Here is a 24,574-nt window from a genome sequence, read left to right as displayed (position 1 = left end):
CCGGTGCGGTGGACGCGCGCGTGTGCGCGACGTCGGGGGCGGGGCGGGCGCGAGCCGTGCCTCCTGTCCGACGTCCCGTCGCGGTCAGCGCACCGGGTCCAGCGCCACGATGAGCACGCCCGCCCACTGGGCCGCGAAGGCGACGACGGTGAGGGCGTGGAACACCTCGTGGAAGCCGAACACCGTCGGGGACGGGTTCGGGCGCTTGAAGCCGTACACGAGCGCGCCGATCACGTACGCGAGCCCGCCGGAGAGCACGAGCACCGTCATCGGCACGCTGGCCGCGAAGAACTGCGGCAGCAGCCCGAGCGCCGCACAGCCGAGGACGAGGTAGATCGGGACGTAGAGCCACCGTGGCGCGCCGATCCAGAGGACGCGGAACGCGATGCCGAGGGCCGCGCCGGACCACATCACCCAGAGCACCACGACCATCAGGGTGTGCGACAGGGCGCAGATCGCCACGGGTGTGTAGGTGCCGGCGATGAGCAGCAGGATGTTCGTGTGGTCGATGCGCTTCAGCACCGCCTTGACCTTCGGGCCCCACGGGAAGCGGTGGTACGTCGCCGAGACGCCGAACATGGCGAGCGACGTCGCCATGAACACCGCGCTGCCGACCTTCGCCGCGGGGGAGCCCGCCAGGGCGATGAGGACGACGCCCATCGCGATCGCGAACGGGAACGCCCCGAGGTGGATCCATCCGCGCCAGGCGGGCCGGGGCTCGGGCACGCCGGCGGCGCGACCGGCGGCTGACCGTCCGGCGACCGTGCTCTGGGCCTCGTCGGTGAAGGGGACGTGGGGGAGGGTCCCGGTGTCGTGCTCGGCCTGCATGGTCCGACCGTAGGGCCAGATGCCGAACGAACGCCGAACACGTCCGGACCTCCCGGCGAACGCGGTCCGCTCCGAGGTCGGGTGCACTATGTTCGATCCGTGACCGGCAGGGTGGGATGGGCAGGACGAGGGATCCTCTACCGCGCCTACCAGAGCCGGATCCGTCGGCAGATCGACGGCTCGGCGATGCCGAAGCACGTCGCCATGATCGTGGACGGCAACCGGCGCTGGGCGAAGCAGCTCGGTCTCGAGTCCGCTGCGCACGGGCACCGGGCGGGCGCCGCGAAGATCCCGGAGTTCCTGACCTGGTGCGACGACCTCGGCATCGAGGTCGTGACGCTCTACCTGCTGTCCTCCGACAACCTGACCGGCCGCGGTGGTGAGGAGCTCGAGCAGCTCGTCGGCATCATCGCCGACCTCGCGGGCACCCTCGCGGACCACCGTGACTGGCGCGTGCAGCACGTCGGAGCGAACGAGGGGCTCCCCGGACCCCTCGTCGAGGCGCTGTCCGCCGCGGAACGACGGACGGCCGACCACACCGGCCTGCACGTGAACCTCGCGGTCGGCTACGGCGGGCGCCGCGAGATCGCCGACGCCATGCGCAGCATCGTCCGCGCGCACGGCGAGGGCGGCGGCACGCTCGACACCCTGGCCGAGGTGCTGACGCCGGAGCTCATCGGCGACCACCTGTACACGCAGGGGCAGCCGGACCCCGACCTCGTCATCCGGACGTCGGGCGAGCAGCGGTTGTCGGACTTCATGCTGTGGCAGAGCGCGCACAGCGAGTTCTACTTCGTCGAGGCGTTCTACCCGGACCTGCGCGAGGTCGACTTCCTGCGGGCCGTTCGCGACTTCGGGTTGCGGTCGCGGCGCTTCGGCGGCTGACGACCGGACCGCGCGCTCCGTCCCCGGGCAGGTGCCGTCGGGCACTGCCGTCGGCTGGCACCGGTGCGTGGACCGGACCGGGTGCGGTCCGTTCTCGCTGATCCCAGTAGACTCACAGGGTTTTCGTCCCACGGAAGGTTGCCCCTGTGAACATCGCCGAGTATGCCTCAGGCTTCGCCGAGGAGCCCGGCTACCTCGACCACGCCGCGTTCGGCCCCGTGCAGACCGCGGTCCTCGAGGAGCAGCGCGTGCTCGGGACGATCCAGGAGCACATGCGCTTCGGTGCCATGGAGACGCTCGACGAGCAGGACGCACGCGTCCGGACCGTCGCGGCCCGCTTGGTCGGCCGGCGCGAGGACCAGGTCGTGTCGCAGACCGCGACGACCCCCGGGCTCCTGCACACCGCGTTCGGGCTGACCGGCGGGGTGCTCGTCTCGGCCGACGAGTACCCGTCGCTGCCGTTGGCACTCGCGAGTGCGGCCTCGGCGACGGGCGGGCGCGTGCAGCCGGTCGTGATCGAGTCCGGTGCCGGGTGGATGACCCCGTCGCTCATCGAGTCGCGCCTCACCGACGACGTCACCGCGGTCGCGCTCTCGCTCGTCGACTGGCAGACCGGCTACCTCGCCGACCTCGCCGCCGTCCGCGAGGTCATCGGCGACCGCCTCCTCATCGTCGATGCGATCCAGGGCTTCGGCGTGGTGGACGCTCCGTACGAGGTCGCCGACGTCGTCGCCACGGGTGGGCAGAAGTGGTTGCACGCTGGCTGGGGCACCGGGTTCACGGCGTTCAGTGACCGCGCGCTCAACCGGCTGCGCCCCGCGTTGTCCGGCCCGCACGGGACGTCCGGGTGGCCCACCGAGGTCCCCGCCGTCCGCCCCGGTGCCGCCGGGTTCCAGATGACCCGGATCGACCCGGTGGCGCAGGCGCGCATGGCGGTCTCGCTCGACCGGCTCGTGGCCGTGGGCGTCCCCGCCGTGCAGGAGCGCGTCGCCGACCGCGTCGAGCGCGTGTTCGACATCGCCGACGAGTTCGGCCTGTCCGTCGAGTCCAGCCGCGACCCGCGCGAGCGGGCCGGCATCGTGGTGCTCCGGCCGCCGCAGGGGCGCCTCACCGCGCTGTCCGCCGCGTTCCACAACCACGGGGTGACGGTGACGACGCGGCTCGGGGTCGCGCGGGTCTCGGTGTTCGCGTCCACGACGGACGAGACCCTCGACATGTTCCGCGACGCCTGCCTCTCCTACGCCACGATGCAGTAGCGGCGCGGGCGCGGCGCGCCCGCGCAGCGCGCGCCGCGCTGCCAGCCGCGCTGCGCCCGCGATCTCACGGGGTGAGCGACAGTTCACGCGCTCTACAGCGCGAGAAGTGTCGCTGGGCCCGTGAATTCGCGCGGGGCGGAAGACGCGGGGCGGGAGACGCGGGACGCCAGACGCGGGGCGGGCCCGCACCGCGCCTCCAGACCGGCGGACGGTCGCGCTGTTCACGTGACCGTAACTCCGGAAACCGCGTGTCGCTCGCGTCGTGTCAGCGGTCCGACGTAGTTTGACGGCATCGGGCACCGCGCCCGATCGAAGCGGCCACAGTCGGTGCTTCGGGACCGCTCCAGTGGCCGCGTTCGAGGACATGGACCGGGCCGAGCGCGGCCCGGGGATGGAGTGGTCGTGACCTCTCAGAACGTCTCTCGCGGAACACAGCAGCAGCACACCGCGGACTCGTCCACATCGGTCGCCCAGCGCACGTACGTGCTCGACACCTCGGTGCTCCTCAGCGATCCGCGGGCACTGTTCCGCTTCGCGGAGCACGCGGTGGTCCTGCCCGTGGTGGTCGTCAGCGAGCTGGAGTCCAAGCGCAACGACCCGGAGATCGGGTACTTCGCCCGGCAGGCGCTCCGGCTCCTCGACGAGCTGCGGATCGAGCACGAGCGGCTCGACTTCCCGATCGCGATCGGCGACGGCGGCTCGTTCCGGGTCGAGCTGAACCACTCGAACCAGTCCGTCCTCCCGTCCGGGCTGCAGCTCGGCGACAACGACTCGCGGATCCTCGCGGTCGCGTCGAACCTCAAGAACGACGGCCTCGACGTGGTCGTCGTGTCGAAGGACCTGCCGCTGCGCGTCAAGGCCTCGTCGATCGGCATGGCGGCGGAGGAGTACCGTGCCGAGCTCGCGATCGACTCCGGCTACACCGGCATCGCCGACCTGCAGGTCTCCGGCGAGCAGATGTCCGACCTGTACGAGAACGAGGAGATCCGGTCGTCCCAGCTGGACGGCGTCCCGGTCAACACCGGTGTCGTGATCCACTCCGAGCGCGGCTCGGCCCTCGGCCGGGTGCACACCGCTGGCGCGGTGGCGCTGGTGCGCGGCGACCGCGAGGTCTTCGGCCTCCGCGGCCGCTCGGCCGAACAGCGGCTCGCGATCGACGCCCTGCTCGACCCGGAGATCGGCATCGTGTCCCTCGGCGGCAGCGCCGGGACGGGCAAGTCGGCGCTCGCGCTCTGCGCCGGCCTCGAGGCGGTCCTCGAACGCCAGCAGCACAAGAAGATCATGGTGTTCCGGCCGCTCTACGCGGTGGGCGGCCAGGAGCTCGGGTACCTGCCGGGCGACGCGGCCGAGAAGATGAACCCGTGGGCCCAGGCCGTGTACGACACGCTCGGTGCCCTGGTCTCCGACAACGTCCTCGACGAGGTCGTCGAGCGGGGCATGCTCGAGGTGCTCCCGCTGACGCACATCCGCGGGCGCTCCCTGCACGACGCGTTCGTAATCGTGGACGAGGCGCAGTCCCTCGAACGGAACGTCCTGCTCACGATGCTGTCCCGCATCGGCCAGAACTCGCGGGTCGTCCTCACCCACGACGTCGCGCAGCGCGACAACCTGCGGGTCGGCCGGCACGACGGGGTCGCGTCGGTGATCGAACGCCTAAAGGGGCACCCGCTGTTCGCGCACGTGACGCTGACGCGCTCGGAGCGGTCGGCGATCGCGGCACTGGTGACGGAGATGCTCGACTCGCCGGACCTGGTCTAGCGGGGCCGACGGCCGGCCGGGCGTGCGGCGGCGCGGCGCGGCGCGCGGGGAGCTTTCGCGCTGGGCGACACGTCACGCTGTCGCGCGGCCGTGACGTGTCGCTCAGCGCGTGAAGACGGTGCATGAGACGGACAGGAGGCGCGGTGCCAGCTGGCACCGCGCCTCCCGTCTGCACCGCGGGTGCGTCAGTTCGGGTGCGTCATGCTCAGCACGTCGAGGGCGCTGTCGAGCTGCTCCTCGGTGACCTCGCCCCGCTCGACGTGACCGAGGGCGATCACGGCCTCGCGCACGGTGATCCCCTCGCGCACGGCGTACTTGGCGACCTTGGCGGCTGCCTCGTACCCGATCACGCGGTTGAGCGGCGTCACGATCGACGGCGAGGACTCGGCGAACGCGCGGGCACGGTCGAGGTTCGCCTCGAGCCCGTCGATGGTCTTGTCGGCGAGCACCCGCGAGCTGTTCGCGAGCAGACGGATCGACTCGAGCAACGCGGTGCCCATCACCGGGATCGCGACGTTCAGCTCGAACGCGCCGGACGCACCCGCCCAAGCGATCGTGGCGTCGTTGCCGATGACGCGGGCGGCGACCATGAGAGTGGCCTCGGGGATGACCGGGTTGACCTTGCCGGGCATGATCGACGAGCCCGGCTGCAGGTCGGGGATGTGCAGCTCGCCCAGGCCGGTGTTCGGCCCGGAGCCCATCCAGCGCAGGTCGTTGTTGATCTTCGTCAGGCTGACCGCGAGGACCTTGAGGGCACCCGAGGCCTCGACGAGGGCGTCACGCGCACCCTGGGCCTCGAAGTGGTCGAGCGCCTCGGTGATCGGCAGGCCGGTGTCGGTCGCGAGCTGGGCGATGACGCGCTGCGGGAAGCCCTTCGGCGTGTTGATCCCGGTGCCGACCGCCGTGCCACCGAGGGGGACCTCGGCGACGCGGGGGAGCGTCGCCTCGACCCGCTCGATGCCCAGACGGACCTGGCGTGCGTAGCCGCCGAACTCCTGCCCGAGGGTGACGGGCGTCGCGTCCATGAGGTGCGTCCGACCGGACTTCACCGCGTCGGCCCACAGCGTCGCCTTGGCCTCGAGCGACTCGGCGAGGTGCTCGAGCGCCGGCACGAGGGTGCGGATGAGGGCCTCGGTCACCGCCACGTGCACCGACGTGGGGAAGACGTCGTTCGAGGACTGCGAGGCGTTCACGTGGTCGTTCGGGTGCACGGCGGTGCCCGCGATGTCCGACGCGAGCGTCGCGAGGACCTCGTTCATGTTCATGTTCGACGAGGTCCCGCTGCCGGTCTGGTAGACGTCGACCGGGAACTGGTCGTGGTGCGCCCCGCCGATGATCGCGTCCGCCGCCTGCGCGACGGCGTCGGCCAGCGCGGGGTCGACGATGCCGAGCTCCCCGTTGACGATCGCGGCGGCGCGCTTGATCCGGGCGAGGGCGACGATCTGCGCCGACTCGAGTCCGCTCCCCGAGATCGGGAAGTTCTCCACCGCGCGCTGCGTCTGCGCCCGGTAGAGCGCGGACACCGGCACCCGGACCTCGCCCATGGTGTCGTGCTCGATGCGGTACTCGCCGGAGCTGTCGGTCACGGTGGTCGGGGTGGTGTCGGTCACGTCGTCGTGGTCCTTCCTGGGGTGCTCGCCGGCCGCGGTCGCGCCGGCTGGTGGGTGTCCCGAGGGTGTCCGGGACGATTCGTCGTGGCGGCGGGTCAGGCCTGGCCCACGACGGTGTCGATGGCGACCTCGCCCGTGGTGAGGTCGTAGGTCGCGCCGACGACGGCCAATCTACCCTCGGCGATCGCGTCGGAGACGGCACCGGACCGCTCGATCACCTGGCGCAGCGTGGCCTCGAGGTGGGCGGCGCCGACCGACTCCTGCGGGACGTCGGCGTCGGTGCTGCGGACACGCTCGACGCTCGGGGCGATGGCGTCCACCAGCGCCTGCAGGTGCGGTGCCAGCACGGGCTCGCCGGAGCGGGCGGCGGCGACCGCACCGCACTTGGTGTGCCGGAGCACGACCACGAGCGGGGTGCCGAGCGCGACGACGGCGAACTCGATCGACCCGAGCACGACGTCGTCGACGATCTGCCCGGCGTTGCGGATCGCGAAGAGGTCACCGATGCCGGCGTCGAAGACGTGCTCGAACGGCACGCGCGAGTCGGAGCAGCCGAGCACGGTGGCGAAGGGCGCCTGCGACCCGGCGAGTTCCGAGCGGCGGTCCGGGTCGATCCGGCCGGTGCGGCGCTTGTCGGCGGCGAAGCGGGCGTTGCCCTCGACGAGGAGTCGGAGGGCGTCGGACGGGGTGGCGGCGGCGCGGTCGGGCATGGGGTTCCTCGGGGCTTCGGGTCGGTGGTCGTGCTGGGGGTCGGGCTGGGGCTGGTGCTCGCGCTGGTGGTCGTGCTGGGGCTGGTGCTCGCGCTGGTGCGGAGGGTCAGTTCGCGAACTGCTTCGCGACGGCGGTGGCGACGGTCCGGAAGGCGGCGTCGTCGGCGGTGCCGGCCAGGACGACGGTGCCCTGGTCGAACCTCGCCACGAGCGAGTACGCCTGGTTGCCGGCGTCGTCCCCCTCGGACCGGCGGTCGTACACGGTCCACTTCGTGCCGGCGATCGCGCGGGAGCCGGTGGCCGCGTGCTGGTCGAGCTGGTTCGACACCCACGTCGCGTTCGCGTCGATGCCCTGCTGCAGGCCGATGTACTGCTTGTCGGGCGTGATCAGGCCGACGGTCCAGACGCTCACGCCGTCGGAGGTCTTGTCCTGGTAGTCGGCGCGGTTCGACGAGAAGCCCTTCGGCAGGGCCGGAGCCGCCAGCGTGACGCCGGGCACCTGCGCCTGGGACGCGACCTGCCGGTAGTCGACCGTGCGGTCGCCGATCGTGGTGTCCGGGCGGACGACCACGGCGACGAGGAACAGGACGATCCCGAGCGAGGCGATCAGCGCGATGACGAGGTTGAACGCCGTCTGGTGCTGCCGTCGTGCGGTGCGTGCGGCGTCCTTTCGCGCCCAGGTCTCTTCCGGGGTCTCGGCGCGGCCCAGCTCGGCGACGATCGGGCGGCCGTCGGCGTCGGTCATCGCGCTGCGCCGTCCTCGGACTCGGACGCGGCACGGGCGGCGTCGAGCCGCGCGCGTGCGCCGACGAGCCACTCTTCGCACCGGGCGGCGAGCGACTCGCCGCGTTCCCACAGGGACAGCGAGCGTTCGAGCGTGGCCGACCCCTGTTCGAGCTCGGCGACGACGCGCACGAGTTCGTCGCGCGCCGCTTCGTAGCTCAGCGACCGGACGGCGGGCTGCTCGGGTTCCTGCTGGGATGACACCCCTCGATCCTACCGAGCGCCCACCGACGTGTGCCCCGCACGGGCAGACCGGTGGAGAACCCGCAGCCGCTCAGACGCCGTCCGGCCCCGGCCCGTCCGGCTCGAGCGTCCCGGTGGCCGTCCCGGCGCCGAGCGTCACGTGCACGGGCGTCGCCCCGGACAGGTCATCGGCGCCGCGCACGACCCCGCCGTCCGCCGTCTGGACGATGGCGTAGCCACGGCGCAGGGTGTCCCGCGGCGACAGCGCCCGGAGCCTGGCGGTGAGGTGATCGACCTCGGCGTGGGAGCGTTCGAGCCGCCGGTCCAGCAGCTCACGGGCGCGGGAGAGGTCGCGCGCCACCTCTTCCGCGCGGGTGTCGACGAGCCACGCGGTGGACGCGAGGGCCGGGCGGGAGCGCAGGGCCGCGATCCGGTCCGCCTCGACAGACAGGGTGTGCGACAGGCGCAGCCCGAGTCGTGCCCGCGCCTGCCGGACGTTGGCGAGTTCCTCGGCGACGTCCGGCACCACACGCTTGGCCGCGTCGGTCGGGGTGGAGGCGCGGAGGTCCGCGACCTCGTCGAGGATCGGCCGGTCGGCCTCGTGCCCGATGGCCGAGACGATCGGGGTGGTCGCCGCGGCGGCGGCACGCACGAGTCCCTCGTCGCTGAAGCCGAGCAGGTTCTGGAAGTCGCCGCCGCCGCGGGCGACGATGATGACGTCGACGGAGGGGTCGGCGTCGAGTTCCGCGATCGCGGCCGTGACCTCGCCGACGGTGCGGTCGCCCTGCACCGCGGTGTGCACCGTCCGGAACTCCACCTGGGGCCACCGGAGCTGCGCGTTGCGCTTGACGTCCTTCTCGGCGTCGGAGTCCTTGCCCGTGATGAGGCCGATCCGGTGCGGCAGGAACGGCAGCCGCTTCTTCCGGGCGGGGTCGAACAGCCCTTCCTCGGCGAGGGTCCGGCGCAGCCGTTCGAGGCGTTCGAGCAGGTCACCGAGCCCGACGTGCTTCATCTCGACGACCTGCATCGTCAGCGAGCCGCCCTTGACCCAGTAGTTCGGCTTGACGGCGGCGACGACCCGGTCGCCCTGCTTGATGTCCGCCGGGACCCGGGAGCGCACGCTCGACCAGATCGAGAACGACACGGTGGCGTCGACCTCGACGTCCTTGAGCTTGCCGTAGACGTTGCCGCCGGCGACGTTCCACTGGGTGATCTCGCCCTCGACCCAGGCGGTGCCGAGGCGGTCGATCCAGTCGCGGATCTTGGCACCGAGCAGTGCGACGGGCCACGGGTTGTCGGCCGTGGGTGGTCCCTGTTCGATCGCCATGTCGCTCCTTCTCGTGCGGGACGTCCATCGTGCCGGACACCGGTGACAGCGGGGGCGCGACGGGTTCTCCACAGGTCGCACCCGCGCCCAGCCCGCACGCGACCCGCTCACCTATCATCGAGGACGTGACGATCACCAACGGCCACACGGTCCCGCTCGCCGCCCCGCGGGTCCTCGCGGCGCGCGGCCGCCTGCGGGACGAACCGGTCGCCGGCACCAAGAAGGTCCTGCTCGCAGCGCCCCGCGGCTACTGCGCCGGCGTCGACCGAGCCGTCGTCGCGGTCGAGAAGGCCCTCGAGCAGTACGGCGAGCCGGTGTACGTCCGCAAGCAGATCGTGCACAACGTCCACGTCGTGTCGACCCTCGAGCAGCGCGGAGCGGTGTTCGTCGACGACGTCACCGAGGTCCCGCGCGGCTCGCACGTCGTGTTCAGCGCGCACGGCGTCTCGCCGGCGGTCGTCGCCGGCGCGGCCGACCGCGACCTGCACGCCATCGACGCCACGTGCCCCCTGGTCACGAAGGTCCACCGCGAAGCCACGCGCTTCGCCCGGGCCGACCGCACGATCATCCTCATCGGACACGCCGGCCACGAAGAGGTCGAGGGCACCATGGGGCACGCGCCCGACCGCACGATCCTGGTCAACGGTCCCGAGGACGTCGCCGCGCTCGAGGTCCCCGACCCCGACAACCTCGTCTGGCTCTCGCAGACCACGCTGAGCGTCGACGAGACCATGGAGACCGTCCGTCGGCTGCGCGAGAAGTTCCCCGCGATCGAGGACCCGCCCTCCGACGACATCTGCTACGCCACCCAGAACCGCCAGGTCGCGATCAAGAAGGTCGCGCCCGCGGCAGACCTCGTGATCGTCGTCGGCTCGGCGAACTCGTCGAACAGCGTGCGCCTGGTCGAGGTCGCGCTGGAGCACGGCGCGAAGGCCGCGCACCGCGTCGACTACGCCGCCGAGATCCAGCAGGACTGGCTGACCGGCGTCGTGACCGTCGGCGTCACGAGCGGCGCGAGCGTTCCGGAAGAACTCGTCACCGAGGTCCTCGACCAGCTCGCGGACGCCGGCTACGGCGCCGTCGAAGAGGTCGTCACCGCGCACGAGGACCTCATGTTCTCGCTCCCCAAGGAGCTCCGCACCGACGCGTCGGGCAACCCGACGCGCGCACTCGGCGGGCGGCGCCGGTGAGCGGCGGCACGGACGGCTGGTCTGCGGTCCCGGCCCGCGACCCGGGTCACGTCGCCGATCCCCCTGCCGGCCAGGAGGCGCGGCGCACCCCCGCCACGTCGGCCGACGCCGACCAGCGTGGTCGCGTCCACGGCCGCCCGGCACCGCAGTACGGCGAGTACGCGCCCGAGGGCTGGGTGAACCCGGTGCTCGTCGAACAGGAGCGACTCGAACACGAAGAACGCTCCCGGTCGGCTGACGAACGCGCGGCGCGCGACCAGCCCGCTCGCGACCGCGGTCCCCGTGCCGGCGCGCAGCGGCCCAGCGCTGCGACCGACGATGCCACGGCCCGCCCGACACCGGTCGCCGGACGGTTCGGTGCCACCCCGCTCGACGTCGTCCTGACGGTCGGGCTGCTGGTGATCGGCCTCTGGTCGGTCGTCGAGTCCCTCGCCGTCGGCACCACCGCCTCGACGATCCGGACCCTCGTCGAGCGCCAGTACACCGAGCTGTCCGACCCGGCGGCGCTCTCGACCGCCGTGCTCGTCCGAGCGGTCGTGCTCGTCGTGGTGTTCGTGCTGGTCGCCTGGTGGTCGATCCGGCGGCTCCGTGCCCGGCGCTGGACGTTCTGGGTCCCGCTCCTGGGCGGTGTGGTCGCGTCGGTGCTCGGCATCGTGCCGGTGATGGTCGTGCTCCTCCAGGACCCGGCGTTCACGGCGTACGTGCAGCGGATGGCCACCGGCGGCTGACCCGCCCAGCGCGTCCGCCGACGGGGAACGCGGCGACGACGGTCTCGATCGCCGGGTCAGCAGCCGAAGGTCGACCGCATCCGGCTGAGCACCCGGTCCAGGTGCTCGGTGAGCGGTGCGGTGTCGTCGTCGGCCAGCCATCCCTCGAGCGCGGTCTGGAAGAGCTCGACGGTGAGTCCGCCGAGGACACGTGCCGTGAGTTCGTCCTCGCCCCGGTCGACGAAGCCCTGCTGCACGGCGTCTCGGAGGTCGGCCTGCTTCCGCAGGTCCCGCTCGCGGAGTGACGGTTCGGCCTCGATGATCCGCCGGGCCGAACGCATGTGCTCGCGCTGTGCTTCGAACCGTCGGATCGCGAGCGTCCGGAGTCCCTCGGTCACGAGCTCCAGCGGACCGACGTCGGCGGGTGCGTCCGCGAGGACCCCCGCGGCCAGGCGCGGGATCTCGTCGTCGCCGAAGAACACCTCGCGCTTGTCGCTGAAGTGCCGGAAGAAGGTCCGTTTCGTCAGTCCCGCCCGGAGGACGATTTCCGGCACGGTCGTGGCCGCGAAACCGCGCTCGGCGAAGAGCTCGAGCGCGGCGGTCCGCAGTCGTTCCCGGGAGTCGGGCGCCCATCTGGCCATGCCGCGAGCCTAGATGATGACACCGGGTGTCGTCACGCGCTAGAGTGACGACACCGCGTGTCATCACTCCTGCAGAAAGGCACACCCGTGTCGCAGCACTCCGCCGCCGTCCTCCGCGCATCTCGCGCTCCCCTCGTCGTGTCGAGCGTCCCCGACGCCGAACCCGGAGCGGGCGAGGTGTTGGTGCGCGTCCGGGCGATCGCCGTGAACCCGGTCGACTGGGTGATCCAGGGCACGGGGTCGGTGACCTACCGCTGGCTCCGCTACCCGGCGGTCCTCGGGTCGGACGTCGCCGGCGAGGTGCTGGCGGTCGGCGCTGGGGTCACCCGCTTCCGTGTCGGGGACCGGGTGTTCGGGCTCGCGACGGGCACCGACCGCGGGCGTGACCCGATGCGGGAGGGAGCGTTCCAGGAGACGACGGTGCTGCTCGAGCGGCTGACCGCTGCGACGCCGTCCGGCGTGTCGGACGCAGAGGCCGCGGTCCTGCCGCTCGGCGCCTCGACCGCTGCCTGCGCACTGTTCCAGCCGGCGCACCTCGGCCTCAGGATGCCCGGCGACGCCGTCGTGCCCGGTGACGCCGTCGAGCCCGAGGGTGAGCGGGGCGTCGTGGTGGTGTGGGGCGGCTCGACGAGTGTCGGGATGAACGCCGTCCAGCTCGCCCGGGCAGCGGGCTACGACGTCGTCAGCACGGCATCGCCCCGGAACGCCGCACTCGTGCGGTCGCTCGGAGCGGACGTCGTCGTGGACCACGGCGACGCGCGGGCAGTCGAGCACCTCGTCGAGGGCATCGGCGGGCGCCGGGTCGTGGGGGCCGTCGCACTCGGCACGACCTCGGCAGCCGCGTGCATCGAGGTGCTCCGACGGACCGGCGGGAGTGTCCTCGCGATGGCGAGCACGCCCGTCTCGCTCGACGGACTCGCGGGCCGCCGACGCCTGTTCCCGGCGATGCTGCCCGTCTTCACGCGGGTCGGGCTGACCATGGCCCGGCTCACGCTGCGTGCACGACGGGCCGGCATCCGGTCGGCGTTCGTCTGGGGGAGCAGCCTGCGCGACGACGAGGTGGGCCGTCGACTCTGGAGCGAGGTGCTCGAGACCGGGCTGTCCGACGGGACGCTGCGTCCGGTCCCCGAGGCGCTCGTGGTCGGCGAGGGGCTCGGGTCGGTGCAGACGGCGATCGACCGCCAGCGCGCGGGAGTGTCCGCCCAGAAGGTGGTCGTGACGCTGTAGCTGGGCACCCGGCCGTTCCGGGCGACCCTGCTACCCCGCCAGGAACGCGGCGACGGCCCCGTGCAGGGCGGCGAGGTCGTCGACGTGCACGAGCTCGCGGATCGAGTGCATCGAGAGCAGCCCCACGCCGATGTCGATCGTCGGGATCCCGAGCCGGGTCGCCGCGATCGGGCCGATCGTCGAGCCGCCGGGGATCGTGTTCACGTTGACGAACGGCTGCCACGGCACGCCGGCGGTGGCGCACGCGGCGGCCCAGACGGCTTCGCCCTTCGCCTCGGTCATGTAGCGCTGGTTCGCGCTGATCTTCAGGAGCGGCCCACCGCCGGGGCGCGGGCGGTTGGTGGGGTCGTGCTTCTCGGGCTGGTTCGGGTGGACGAGGTGTCCGGCGTCGCTCGAGAGCAGCCACGACGCACGGAACGCCCGCGCCGCCTCGGAGCGGGTGGCGCCGAGGCCCTCCTGCACGCGGCCGAGGACGTCCTCGAGGAAGGGCCCGCCCGCGCCGGACGGCGTCGACGACCCGATCTCCTCGTGGTCGAACGCGGCGAACACGGGGATGTGGTCGCCGTCGGCCGGCGCGTCGACGATGCCGCGGAGCCCGGCGTGCACGCTGGTCAGGTTGTCCATGCGACCGGATGCGAGGAACTCGCGGTCGATGCCGATGCGCGCGGGGGCCTGGGTGTCGGCGAGGAACAGGTCCCAGGACACGCAGGTCTCGCCGAGTCGGGCGCGGAGCCACGAGACCACGTCGGTGCCGCCGGCGTCACCGTCGACGCCGACGATCGGCAGCGTGTGCCGCTGCCGGTCGATCTCCTTGCCGTCGTTCACGCCGCGGTCGAGGTGGATCGCGAGGTTCGGGATGCGGGCGACGGCGTCGGTCGACACCAGCCGGACGGATCCGTCGGCGTCCACGACCCGGCCGGCGATCCGCAGGTCGCGGTCGAACCACGTGGAGAGGAGCGCACCGCCGTAGACCTCGACGTTCAGCTGCTCCCAGCCGCCGGTCCGGACACCGGGGTTCGGCTTGACGCGGAACCCCGGGGAGTCGGTGTGGGCGCCGAGGATCCGGAACGGTGTCGTCGCGGTGGCGCCGGAAGGCAGACGCCAGGCGATGACGGCACCGTCACGGACCACCACGTAGGCGCCGGGCGTCGTCGGCCAGGCGGCGAGCTCGTCGAGCTCCTCGAACCCCGCCGCCACGAGGCGGTCCCGGGCCACCGCGGCCGCGTGGAACGCGGTCGGGGACTCGGTGACGAACTGGGCGAAGTCGGAGGCGATGGCGTCGGCGGTCACCCTGCCATCGTGGCACGCGGTGGAGGCGACCGGATGCAGGACGGGGCGCGTCCGACGGACGCGCCCCGTTCCTCCAGGTCGTGACCCCGGCGCGTCAGCCCTGGCTGTGACCGGCCGAGCCGAGCACCTTCGCGGCCTCGCCGACGCGGGCCGCCATGGCGGTCTCGGCGACCTTGCCCCAGGCGCGCGGGTCGTACTGCTTCTTGTTGCCGACCTCGCCGTCGATCTTCAGCACACCGTCGTAGTTCCGGAACATCGAGTCGGCGATCGAACGCGTGAAGGCGTACTGCGTGTCGGTGTCGATGTTCATCTTGATGACGCCGTTGCGCACGGCTTCGTGGATCTCGTCGTCGGTCGAGCCGGAGCCACCGTGGAAGACGAGGTCGAGCGGGTTCTCGCCCGTGCCGTGCTTCGCGGCGACCGACGCCTGGATCTCACCGAGGAGCTCGGGGCGGAGCTTGACGCCACCGGGCTTGTAGACACCGTGCACGTTGCCGAACGTGAGCGCGGCGATCCAGCGGCCCTGGTCACCGAGTCCGAGGGCGTCGACGACCTTCTCGACGTCGTTCGGGGTCGTGTAGAGGGCGTCGTTCGTGCCCTCGTGCTCGACGCCGTCCTCCTCGCCGCCGACGACGCCGATCTCGACCTCGAGGATGGCGTTGATGTTCCGGGTCTTCTGGAGCATGGTCGTCGCGATCTCGATGTTCTCGTCGAGGGGCACGGCCGAGCCGTCCCACATGTGCGACTGGAAGATCGGGTTGCGACCCTGGCGGACCTCTTCCTCGCTCGCCGCGATGAGCGGGAGCACGAAGCCGTCGAGGGCGTCCTTCGGGCAGTGGTCGGTGTGCAGGGCGACGGTGATGTCGTAGTTCTTCGCGACCTCGTGGGCGAAGCGCGCCATCGCGAGGGCGCCCGCTGCGCGGTTCTTGACCGTGTGACCGGCGAAGTAGTCGGCGCCGCCCGTGGTCACCTGGAGGATGCCGTCCGAGCCGGACTCCTGCAGGCCCTGGAGGACCGCGTTGATCGTCTGGGACGACGACACGTTGACGGCCGGGTACGCGAACTTGCCGGCCTTCGCTCGTTCGATCATCTCGGCGTACTGTTCCGGCGTTGCGATGGGCACGTGGATCTCCTTCGACTTCGGTGGTGTCCTCGCCGATCGTAGTCAGCAGGACTGGGCCCCGACCGCCGGTTCCGGTGCGACGCGCCAGCGGCGGGCCGGCCGTGCCGGTTGGGAGAGGCGCGGTGCGGGTCACGCCGCCGACGCGCGGCGGGCGTGCACATGCGTTCACGGGCCCGCCGTCCGGACCGGCGGTCGGCCGCCGGTCGGTAGGCTGACGAGCGTGACTCCCACGACGGAAACCGGTTCCCTGTTCCTCCAGCCCGACCGCAACCTGGCGCTCGAGCTCGTGCGTGCGACCGAGGCGGCGGCGATCCGAGCGCAGCCGTGGGTCGGGCGCGGTGAGAAGAACCTCGCGGACGGTGCCGCCGTGGACGCGATGCGGAAGTTCCTCGGCACGGTGAACTTCGACGGCGTGGTCGTCATCGGCGAGGGCGAGAAGGACAACGCCCCGATGCTCTACAACGGCGAGCACGTCGGCAACGGGCACGGCCCGGCCTGCGACATCGCCGTGGACCCGATCGACGGCACCTCGCTGACCGCCGCTGGTCGCCAGAACGCCATCTCCGTCATGGCCGTGTCGGACCGCGGCTCGATGTACGACCCGAGCGCGGTGTTCTACATGGACAAGATCGCCGCCGGCCCCGAGGGGCGTGGGGTCCTGGACCTCGACAAGCCCATCGGCGACAACATCCGTGCGCTCGCGAAGGCGAAGGGCAAGGACCTCGAGGACATGCAGATCGCCGTCCTCGACCGTCCCCGTCACGACGAGCTCATCCGTGCCATCCGCGCGACCGGTGCCGGCACGCGACTGCTCCTCGACGGTGACGTCGCCGGTGGCATCGCGGCGGCGCTGCCCGGGTCGACGATCGACATGTGCGTCGGTGTCGGCGGGACCCCCGAGGGCATCATCACGGCGTGCGCGATCAAGGCGCTCGGCGGGGTCATCCTCGGCAAGCTCCAGCCGAAGGACGACGAGGAGCGCGAGAAGGCCCTCGCCGCCGGGCACGACCTCGACAAGGTCCTCGACCAGGACGACCTGGTCACCGGGGACAACACGTTCTTCGTCGCCACCGGTGTCACCGACGGTGTCCTCGTGGACGGTGTCCGGCGCTCGCGTGGCGTCATCCACACGGACTCGCTCGTGCTCCGGTCCCGCTCGAACACGATCCGCCGCATCCAGGCCGACCACCGCGCCGAGAAGTGGTTCTGACCCGCTGACCCGCTGACCCGCAGACCCGCGGCCGGGTCGAACCATGAATGCGACATCGAACCAGCCCCGCGGGGGAGTTCGATGTCGCATTCGTGGTTCGACGGAGCGGCGCCAGTGCGCCGCGGGCGCGGGGTCAGTCGTCGACGGCGGCGACGAGCTCGGGCGCGGTGAGCAGTCGCGGCTCGTCGTCGATCGACGCCGGGTCCGCGATGACCTTCGACTCGTCGAGCAGCGACAGTCGACGGGCGCTCGGGAGCACCTGCCGTTCGAGCGACCCCACGAAGCGGTTGTAGTCGACGACGGAGCCACGGATCGAGCGCCCGAGCTTGTCGACGTGCCCGGCCATGGTGGCCAGGCGGCCGTAGAGCTCGCGGGAGACCCGGAAGAGCTCGTGCGCCTCTTGCGAGACGACGTCCTGCTGCCACGAGAACGCGACGGTCTTCAGCACGGACCACAGCGTCACGGGCGAGGCCAGGGCGATGCGCTTGCGGAACGCGTGGTCGAGCAGCCCGGGGTCGGCGGCGAGGGCGCTCGAGACGAGCGACTCGGAGGGGATGAACGCGATCGTCAGCTCGGGTGAGGCGTCGTACCCGGTCCAGTACTCACGCGCGGCGAGGGCGTCGACGTGCGCCCGCAGTGCCTTGACGTGCTGCCCGATGAGCGCGTCGCGTCGAGCACCCTCGGCACCGGTCGCGGTCGCGGGGATCTCCGCCGCCTGCAGGTAGGCGCTGAATGGGACCTTGGCGTCGACGGCGATCGTCTTGCCACCGGGCAGGTGCACCACCATGTCGGGCCGGGCGGTGCCGGCGGCGGTCGTCACCGAGGACTGCACGTCGAAGTCGACGCGTTCGAGCAGGCCGGCGGCCTCGACCACGTTGCGCAGCTGCGTCTCGCCCCACACTCCGCGTGTGCTGTTCGACGACAGCGCGCTCGCGAGGGTGTCGGCGGTGGCCCGGAGGCGTTCCTCGGACTCGGCCGCCGACCGCAGCTGCGCGGAGATCGCCCCGTACTGCTCGCTGCGGGACTGTTCGAGCTCGGCGATCTTGGCGCGCATGACGTCGAGCGTCTGCGCGACCGGGCTGAGCGCGGACAGCACCTTCGACTCGCCCTGCGACCGGGCGGCGTCGGCGCCGTGCATGCGCTGGACGAGGTGCTCGAGTTCGGCGGCCCGGCGCTCGAGCGAGTCGACCTGCCGGCGGTACTGCGCGTCCTGTGCGTCGAGTCGTTCCTCGGCGTCGCGACGGACCTCGTCGAGGCGCGACCGGAGGGCGTCGGCGCTGGCGCGGGACGTGGCGGCGTCCACGCCGGCGCGCGACCGTGCGAGCGACCAGGCGACGACCGCACCGACGGCGACGCCGATCACGAGACCGATGACCAGGGCGAGGATCTGCATGTCGTGACCTTGTCAGGACCCACCGACACCGCGCCTTCAGGCCTGGTGCATCCATGTCATGACATTATGGCAAACACGGTGTACAGTCGTCATCGTCCGCCGATGAAGCCGCACGGAAGGTCCCTCGCGTCGCATGACGAACCCCGCTCCCCACGCGTACGACGTGATCACGATGGGACGTGTGAGCGTCGACGTCTACCCGCAGCAGACCGGGCCGCTCGAGGACGTCACGACCTTCTCGAAGTCGGTCGGCGGCAGCGCCACGAACGTGGCGATCGCGGCAGCCCGGCACGGCGCCGACGCCGCGGTCATCACCCGAACGGGCAACGACCCGTTCGGTCGGTACATCGCCAGGACCCTGCCGGAGTTCGGCGTCGCGAACGCCTTCGTCGAGACGGTCGCGGGGCTGAACACCCCCGTCGCGTTCTGCGAGATCTTCCCGCCGGACGACTTCCCGCTGTACTTCTACCGGGCACCGAAGGCGCCGGACCTGATGATCACGGCGAAGTCGCTGCCGCTGCACGAGATCGAGCGCGCGAGGGTCTTCTGGACCACCGTGACGGGCCTCAGCGAGGAGCCGAGCCGCAGTGCGCACCACACGGCGATGCGGGCGCGGAGCGACGCCGACGCACCGACCGCGCTGCACACGGTGCTCGACCTGGACTACCGCTCGATGTTCTGGTCGAGCCCCGAGGCCGCGACGCGCGAGGTCGAGGCTGCCCTCGAGCACGCCACGGTCGCCGTCGGCAACCGCGAGGAGTGCGAGGTCGCCGTTGGCGAGACCGACCCCGTCCGAGCGGCCGACGCGCTGCTCGAGCGCGGCGTCGAGATCGCGATCGTCAAGCAGGGACCGAAGGGCGTGCTGGCGAAGACCCGCGACGAGTTCGTCGAGCTCCGCCCGCACCGCATCGACGTCGTCAACGGCCTCGGATCCGGCGACGGGTTCGGCGGGGCACTGACCCACGGGCTGCTGCAGGGGTGGGGGCTCGAGCGGACGCTCGCCTTCTGCAACGCCGCCGGCGCCATCGTCGCCACCCGCTTCGAGTGCTCGACCGCGATGCCGACGAGCGACGAGATCGAACGGTTCCTGCAGGACAACCCGACCGAGGAGGCCGTCCGTGCCTGAGATCAGCACCGCCGACTTCGCGCGGCTGCGGGACGTCCGCGCGGGACGGCCGGACCTCGTCCGTGCCGCGCTCGACGCCCGTCGCACGCGCTCCCTGCTCGCCGACGACGGCAAGCTCTTCATCGTCGCCGCCGACCACCCGGCACGCGGAGCCCTGGCGGTCCGGGGTGACGAGTCCGCGATGGCCGACCGCTACGACCTGCTCGAGCGGCTCGTCACGGCCCTCGGACGACCCGGGGTCGACGGGGTGCTCGGGACGCCGGACGTCCTCGAGGACCTGGCGCTCCTCGGCGCCCTCGACGACAAGGTCGTGGTCGGGTCGATGAACCGCGGCGGGCTGCGCGGTGCGGCGTTCGAGATGGACGACCGGTACACGGCGTACTCGGCCAAGGCCATCGCGGACTCCCGGTTCGACTTCGCCAAGCTGCTGGTGCGCATCGCCCTCGAGGACGCGGGGACCGCCCCGACGCTCGAGGCCACGGCGCGGGCGGTGAGCGAAGCGGCGGCGCTCCGGCTGCCGATCATGCTCGAGCCGTTCATGTCCTCGTGGCGCGACGGCCGGGTCGTGAACGACCTCACCGCCGACGCCGTCATCACCTCGATGGCGATCGCCGCGGGGCTGGGGGAGTCGAGCGCGTACAGCTGGCTGAAGATCCCCGTCGTCGACGACATGGAGCGGGTGATGGCGGCCACGACGCTGCCGACGCTGCTGCTCGGCGGGGACCCGTCGACCCGTCCGCTCGAGACCTACGCCAAGTGGGCCGACGCGCTCGCGCTCCCCGGCGTGCGCGGCCTGGTCGTCGGCCGGACGTTGCTCTACCCGCCGGACGGCGACGTCGCCGCCGCGGTGGACGTGGCCGCGGGGCTCGTCCACACCCGCCCGACCGGGTCCGGGTTCTCCACAGATGCCCACGAACCGACCGCTCGGCCCGCGCAGGCCACCACCATGGACCCGTCCATCCCGGAAGGAAGCAACGCATGACCACCACGGAGACCGCCACCACGACCATCGGGCACTGGATCGACGGGGCGCGCGTCGCGTCGGCGTCCGGCAACACGGCCCCGGTCTACGACCCGGCGCTCGGTGTCGCGACGAAACAGGTGGCCCTCGCGAACGAGGACGAGATCCAGGCGGCGATCGCGAGTGCGAAGGCGGCGTTCCCGGCGTGGGCCGAGCGCTCGCTGGCCAAGCGCCAGCAGATCCTCTTCGCCTTCCGCGAGATCCTGAACCGCGACAAGGCCGAGCTCGCCGAGATCATCACGAGCGAGCACGGCAAGGTCATCGACGACGCGCTCGGTGAGATCGCCCGCGGGCAGGAGGTCGTGGAGCTCGCGACGAACATCCCCAGCCTGATGAAGGGCGAGTTCTCCGACCAGGTCTCGACCGGCATCGACGTCTACTCGATCCGGCAGCCGCTCGGGGTCGTCGGGATCATCTCGCCGTTCAACTTCCCCGCGATGGTGCCGCTGTGGTTCCTGCCGATCGCGATCGCCGCGGGCAACACCGTGGTCCTGAAGCCGAGCGAGAAGGACCCGTCGGCGGCGATCTGGCTCGCGTCGAAGTTCCAGGAGGCCGGCCTCCCCGACGGCGTCTTCAACGTGCTCAACGGCGACAAGACGAGCGTCGACGGCCTGCTCACGAGCCCGGACGTCGAGTCGATCTCGTTCGTCGGCTCCACCCCGATCGCCCAGTACGTCTACGAGACCGGCACGAAGCACGGCAAGCGCGTGCAGGCCCTCGGCGGCGCGAAGAACCACATGCTCGTGCTGCCGGACGCCGACCTCGACCTCGTCGCCGACAACGCGATCAACGCGGGCTTCGGCTCCGCCGGTGAGCGCTGCATGGCGATCTCGGTCATCGTCGCCGTCGAGCCGGTGGCGGACGAACTCATCCAGAAGATCACCGAGCGCGCGGCCACCCTGCGCGTCGGCGACGGCCGTCGTGGCTGCGACATGGGGCCGCTCGTCACGAAGCAGCACCGCGACAAGGTCGCCTCGTACATCGAGGTCGCCGAGCAGGACGGCGCCGAGGTCGTGGTGGACGGCCGGACCGTCCGCGCCGACGGCGACGAGAACGGCTTCTGGCTCGGCCCGACCCTCATCGACAAGGTGCCGACGACGAGCCGGGTCTACACCGAGGAGATCTTCGGCCCGGTGCTGAGCGTCGTCCGTGTCGCGAGCTACGAGGAGGGCCTGGCGCTCATCAACTCGGGCGCGTTCGGCAACGGCACCGCGATCTTCACCAACGACGGCGGTGCAGCTCGTCGCTTCCAGCGTGACGTGCAGGTCGGCATGATCGGCATCAACGTGCCGATCCCGGTGCCGGTCGCGTACTACTCGTTCGGCGGGTGGAAGAACTCGCTCTTCGGCGATCACAAGGCGTACGGGGCCGACGGCGTGAGCTTCTTCACCCGCCAGAAGGCGATCACGAGCCGGTGGCTCGACCCGTCGCACGGCGGCATCAACCTCGGCTTCCCGTCGAACGGCTGACGCGACCGATGACGAACGAGAACTGGTTCATCCCGGCCGGCTCCCGCCCCGAGGCGGGCTGGACCGACGTGGTGGACGGCAGCATCGCGGGGTGGGCGCACACCGGTCTGCGGACCGGTGCGCTCCGCGACGGGGGCGAGCTGCGCCTCCCGGCCGACGCAGTGGAACGACTCGTCGTTCCCCTCGCCGGCAGCTTCACGGTCGCGTACGACGGCACCACGCAGCCCCTCGACGGACGCGCGAGCGTCTTCGAGGGACCGACCGACGTCCTCTACCTGGGTTCCGGGACCGCCGCGACGATCACCGGCGAGGGCCGGGTCGCCGTCGCCGAGGCGCCCACCGAGACCGTCCGGCCGAGCGCGTACATCGCCCGCGACGACGTCCCGGTCGAGCTCCGCGGCGCAGGGCAGTCGAGTCGACAGGTGCACAACTTCGGGACGCCCGCCGCACTCGACGCCGCGCGGTTCATCGTGTGCGAGGTGATCACCCCCGCGGGCAACTGGTCGTCGTACCCGCCGCACAAGCACGACACGCACGTCGGGGGCGAGGAGTCGAACCTCGAGGAGATCTACTACTACGAGGCCGCGGTGTCCCGCGGGGTCGCCGCCCCACCGGAGGCCGCCCCCTTCGCGCTGCACCGGACGTACGCGTCCGACGACCGGGCGATCGACGAGTTCCGTCAGGTCCGCACCGGGGACATCGCCCTGGTGCCGTTCGGCTGGCACGGGCCGGCCGTCGCGGCGCCCGGCTACGACATGTACTACCTCAACGTGATGGCCGGGCCCGACCCGGAGCGCGTCTGGAACATCACCGACGACCCGGCACACGGCTGGGTCCGCCAGACGTGGGAGCACGAACAGCTCGACCCACGCCTGCCCTACCGGAAGGACCCCGTCCGATGACCGAGACCCGTCGGATGACCGTCGGCCAGGCGCTCGTTCTGTTCCTGGCGAACCAGTGGACCGTCGACGGCGACGTCCGCGAACGCACGATCCCGGGGATCTTCGGCATCTTCGGGCACGGCAACGTCGCCGGCGTCGGCCAGGCCATCAAGCAGCTGCACGTCGAGCAGCCGGGACTGCTGCCGTACCACCAGGCCCGCAACGAGCAGGCGATGGTGCACGAGGCCGTCGGCTTCGCGCGGATGCGCCGCCGTCGTGCGACCTTCGCGGCGACGGCGTCGGTCGGCCCGGGCGCCGCCAACATGCTCACCGCCGCGGCACTCGCCACGACGAATCGGCTGCCGGCGCTCCTGCTGCCGTCGGACACCTTCGCCACGCGGACCACCGACCCGGTCCTGCAGCAGATCGAGCTGCCGCACGACACCTCGTTGCAGGTGACCGACGCGTTCCGTCCGCTCTCGCGCTACTTCGACCGCGTCGAACGGCCGGAACAGCTGTTCTCGATCGCCCTCGCGGCGATGCGGGTGCTGACGGACCCGGCCGAGACCGGTGCCGTCACGATCGCGTTGCCGGAGGACGTGCAGGCCGAGCAGTTCGACGTCCCCGTCGCCTTCCTGCAGCCGCGCGAGTGGCACATCCGCCGCCCGCTGCCGGAGCACGGCCCGCTGGCGCGTGCGGTCGAGGCGATCCGGGCGGCGAAGCGGCCGGTCATCGTCGCCGGTGGTGGCGTGCTCTACGCCGGCGCCGAGGGCGAGCTCGCCGCGTTCGTCGAGGCGACCGGCATCCCGGTCGGCACCTCGCAGGCCGGCGGCGGGTCGCTCGTCTGGGACCACCCGCAGTACCTCGGCGGCATCGGTGCGACCGGCACGGCTGCCGCGAACGCGATCGCCGCACAGGCCGACGTCGTCATCGGGATCGGTACGCGGTACAGCGACTTCACGACGGCCTCGCGGACGGCGTTCCAGAACCCGGACGTCACGTTCGTCAACGTCAACGTCGCCGCGTTCGACGCCTACAAGCACGGGTCGCAGCTCCCGCTGATCGCGGACGCCCGGGAGGCGCTGGTCGCCTTGACCACGTCGCTCACGTCCGACTCGTCGTACGCGGTCGACGCTCGCTACGCGGCCGAGATCGCCGAGCGGAAGCAGGAGTGGGACGCCGTCGTCGACCGCGCGTTCGCACCGTCGGGTCGCGCCCTGCCCGGGCAGTCCGAGATCATCGGCGCGGTGCAGTCCGCGACCGACCCGCGGGACGTCGTCATCCAGGCGGCCGGATCGCTGCCCGGCGACCTGCACAAGCTCTGGCGGGTGCGGGACGCGCTCGGGTACCACGTCGAGTACGCGTTCTCCTGCATGGGCTACGAGATCGCCGGCGGCATCGGGGTGCGCCGTGCCGCCCCGGACCGCGACGCGATCGTGATGGTCGGTGACGGCAGCTACCTCATGCTCCACACCGAGCTCGTCACCGCGGTCGCCGAGGGCATCAAGATCGTCGTGGTCCTCATCCAGAACAACGGGTTCGCGTCCATCGGGCACCTGTCCGAGACGGTCGGCTCCGAGCGGTACGGCACGAAGTACCGGTACCTCGACGAGACCGGCTCGTTCGAGAACGACGACGTGCTGCCGGTCGACCTCGCCGCGAACGCCCGCTCCTACGGCGTGGACGTCATCGAGGTGCAGCCGGGGCCGAGCGCCATCGACGACCTCCGGGCCGCGGTGCGTCAGGCGAAGGCGAACGACCACACCACGCTCGTGCACGTCCACTCCGACCCGCTCGTCTACGCCCCCGACGGCGACGGCTGGTGGGACGTGCCGGTCGCCCAGACCTCGACCCTGCCCACGACGCAGGCCGCCCGCGCCGCGTACGAGCAGCAGGTCACGGCGCAGCGCCCCCTGCTCGGCTGAACACCCCTCCGACCCGACCCCTCCGCAAAGG

The 24,574-nt window shown here is 71.9% G+C and carries 22 protein-coding genes; 12 read left to right on the top strand and 10 right to left on the bottom strand.

What is annotated here, in order from left to right:
• Positions 1-84: 84 nt before the first annotated feature.
• Positions 85-828 (bottom strand): PAQR family membrane homeostasis protein TrhA, encoded by a 744-nt coding sequence (trhA, locus tag ACQXVK_RS01775; protein ID WP_430852474.1) that lies wholly within the window; start codon positions 826-828, stop codon positions 85-87.
• 99 nt (positions 829-927) lie between these two features.
• Between trhA and ACQXVK_RS01770 the strand changes: the two genes are divergently transcribed.
• The 3 genes from ACQXVK_RS01770 to ACQXVK_RS01760 all read left to right on the top strand — a co-directional run bounded on the left by ACQXVK_RS01770 (position 928) and on the right by ACQXVK_RS01760 (position 4,727).
• Positions 928-1,713 (top strand): isoprenyl transferase, encoded by a 786-nt coding sequence (locus tag ACQXVK_RS01770; RefSeq protein ID WP_031262986.1) that lies wholly within the window; start codon positions 928-930, stop codon positions 1,711-1,713.
• 146 nt (positions 1,714-1,859) lie between these two features.
• Entirely contained in the window at positions 1,860-2,969 is a 1,110-nt protein-coding gene (locus ACQXVK_RS01765) for an aminotransferase class V-fold PLP-dependent enzyme (RefSeq protein WP_022907937.1), read from the top strand.
• Between the two features lie 396 nt (positions 2,970-3,365).
• The gene (locus tag ACQXVK_RS01760; protein WP_416396321.1) at positions 3,366-4,727 is read left to right on the top strand and encodes a PhoH family protein; all 1,362 of its coding nucleotides are present in this window, start codon (positions 3,366-3,368) and stop codon (positions 4,725-4,727) included.
• Between the two features lie 185 nt (positions 4,728-4,912).
• On the opposite strand, the gene ACQXVK_RS01755 is transcribed toward ACQXVK_RS01760, so the two are convergent.
• The 5 genes from ACQXVK_RS01755 to xseA form a co-directional block, all read right to left on the bottom strand.
• Entirely contained in the window at positions 4,913-6,313 is a 1,401-nt protein-coding gene (locus ACQXVK_RS01755) for a class II fumarate hydratase (protein WP_430852750.1), read from the bottom strand.
• Positions 6,314-6,432: 119 nt separating this feature from the next.
• Complete coding sequence (locus ACQXVK_RS01750) at positions 6,433-7,047, bottom strand: carbonic anhydrase (RefSeq protein ID WP_430852473.1); 615 nt, start codon at positions 7,045-7,047, stop codon at positions 6,433-6,435.
• A gap of 106 nt (positions 7,048-7,153) precedes the next feature.
• Complete coding sequence (locus tag ACQXVK_RS01745; protein WP_430852472.1) at positions 7,154-7,792, bottom strand: DUF4245 domain-containing protein; 639 nt, start codon at positions 7,790-7,792, stop codon at positions 7,154-7,156.
• Entirely contained in the window at positions 7,789-8,034 is a 246-nt protein-coding gene (locus ACQXVK_RS01740) for an exodeoxyribonuclease VII small subunit (RefSeq protein WP_430852471.1), read from the bottom strand. Before ACQXVK_RS01740 ends, ACQXVK_RS01745 begins: the two co-directional genes overlap by 4 nt.
• 70 nt (positions 8,035-8,104) lie before the next feature.
• Positions 8,105-9,340 (bottom strand): exodeoxyribonuclease VII large subunit, encoded by a 1,236-nt coding sequence (xseA, locus tag ACQXVK_RS01735; RefSeq protein WP_430852470.1) that lies wholly within the window; start codon positions 9,338-9,340, stop codon positions 8,105-8,107.
• 125 nt (positions 9,341-9,465) lie between these two features.
• On the opposite strand from xseA, the gene ACQXVK_RS01730 reads away from it, so the two are divergent.
• Complete coding sequence (locus tag ACQXVK_RS01730) at positions 9,466-10,530, top strand: 4-hydroxy-3-methylbut-2-enyl diphosphate reductase (RefSeq protein WP_430852469.1); 1,065 nt, start codon at positions 9,466-9,468, stop codon at positions 10,528-10,530.
• Positions 10,527-11,258: a DUF6264 family protein gene (locus ACQXVK_RS01725; protein ID WP_430852468.1), complete on the top strand. Its 732-nt coding sequence runs from the start codon at positions 10,527-10,529 to the stop codon at positions 11,256-11,258. Before ACQXVK_RS01730 ends, ACQXVK_RS01725 begins: the two co-directional genes overlap by 4 nt.
• A gap of 56 nt (positions 11,259-11,314) precedes the next feature.
• On the opposite strand, the gene ACQXVK_RS01720 is transcribed toward ACQXVK_RS01725, so the two are convergent.
• Entirely contained in the window at positions 11,315-11,878 is a 564-nt protein-coding gene (locus ACQXVK_RS01720) for a TetR family transcriptional regulator (RefSeq protein WP_430852467.1), read from the bottom strand.
• 57 nt (positions 11,879-11,935) lie between these two features.
• Between ACQXVK_RS01720 and ACQXVK_RS01715 the strand changes: the two genes are divergently transcribed.
• Positions 11,936-13,105, top strand: a complete 1,170-nt coding sequence (locus ACQXVK_RS01715; RefSeq protein ID WP_430852466.1) for a zinc-binding alcohol dehydrogenase family protein — start codon at positions 11,936-11,938, stop codon at positions 13,103-13,105.
• Between the two features lie 30 nt (positions 13,106-13,135).
• On the opposite strand, the gene ACQXVK_RS01710 is transcribed toward ACQXVK_RS01715, so the two are convergent.
• Positions 13,136-14,395, bottom strand: a complete 1,260-nt coding sequence (locus ACQXVK_RS01710) for a M18 family aminopeptidase (RefSeq protein ID WP_430852465.1) — start codon at positions 14,393-14,395, stop codon at positions 13,136-13,138.
• A 94-nt stretch (positions 14,396-14,489) separates the two neighbouring features.
• Complete coding sequence (gene fbaA / locus ACQXVK_RS01705) at positions 14,490-15,518, bottom strand: class II fructose-bisphosphate aldolase (RefSeq protein ID WP_416395806.1); 1,029 nt, start codon at positions 15,516-15,518, stop codon at positions 14,490-14,492.
• Between the two features lie 220 nt (positions 15,519-15,738).
• On the opposite strand from fbaA, the gene glpX reads away from it, so the two are divergent.
• Complete coding sequence (gene glpX, locus ACQXVK_RS01700) at positions 15,739-16,728, top strand: class II fructose-bisphosphatase (RefSeq protein ID WP_022906003.1); 990 nt, start codon at positions 15,739-15,741, stop codon at positions 16,726-16,728.
• Between the two features lie 133 nt (positions 16,729-16,861).
• Here the strand turns inward: glpX and rmuC are convergent, their stop codons facing one another.
• Positions 16,862-18,121, bottom strand: coding sequence for a DNA recombination protein RmuC (gene rmuC / locus ACQXVK_RS01695; RefSeq protein WP_430852464.1), 1,260 nt, complete (start codon positions 18,119-18,121; stop codon positions 16,862-16,864).
• 133 nt (positions 18,122-18,254) lie between these two features.
• On the opposite strand from rmuC, the gene iolC reads away from it, so the two are divergent.
• Genes iolC through iolD form a run of 5 tightly spaced genes read left to right on the top strand, consistent with a single transcriptional unit; the run spans position 18,255 to position 24,543 of the window.
• Positions 18,255-19,247, top strand: a complete 993-nt coding sequence (iolC, locus tag ACQXVK_RS01690; RefSeq protein ID WP_430852463.1) for a 5-dehydro-2-deoxygluconokinase — start codon at positions 18,255-18,257, stop codon at positions 19,245-19,247.
• Positions 19,240-20,229, top strand: coding sequence for a class I fructose-bisphosphate aldolase (locus tag ACQXVK_RS01685; RefSeq protein WP_430852462.1), 990 nt, complete (start codon positions 19,240-19,242; stop codon positions 20,227-20,229). Before iolC ends, ACQXVK_RS01685 begins: the two co-directional genes overlap by 8 nt.
• Entirely contained in the window at positions 20,226-21,737 is a 1,512-nt protein-coding gene (locus tag ACQXVK_RS01680; protein ID WP_430852461.1) for a CoA-acylating methylmalonate-semialdehyde dehydrogenase, read from the top strand. The genes ACQXVK_RS01685 and ACQXVK_RS01680 overlap by 4 nt, the downstream gene beginning before the upstream one ends.
• An 8-nt stretch (positions 21,738-21,745) precedes the next feature.
• Positions 21,746-22,639, top strand: coding sequence for a 5-deoxy-glucuronate isomerase (iolB, locus tag ACQXVK_RS01675; protein ID WP_430852460.1), 894 nt, complete (start codon positions 21,746-21,748; stop codon positions 22,637-22,639).
• Entirely contained in the window at positions 22,636-24,543 is a 1,908-nt protein-coding gene (gene iolD, locus ACQXVK_RS01670; RefSeq protein WP_430852459.1) for a 3D-(3,5/4)-trihydroxycyclohexane-1,2-dione acylhydrolase (decyclizing), read from the top strand. Before iolB ends, iolD begins: the two co-directional genes overlap by 4 nt.
• Positions 24,544-24,574 lie beyond the last annotated feature (31 nt).

Source organism: Curtobacterium sp. AB451, assembly GCF_050585845.1.
Taxonomy (GTDB): Bacteria; Actinomycetota; Actinomycetes; order Actinomycetales; family Microbacteriaceae; genus Curtobacterium.
Note: the sequence above shows the minus strand (reverse complement) of the source record. Positions and strands in the feature narration are given on the sequence as shown.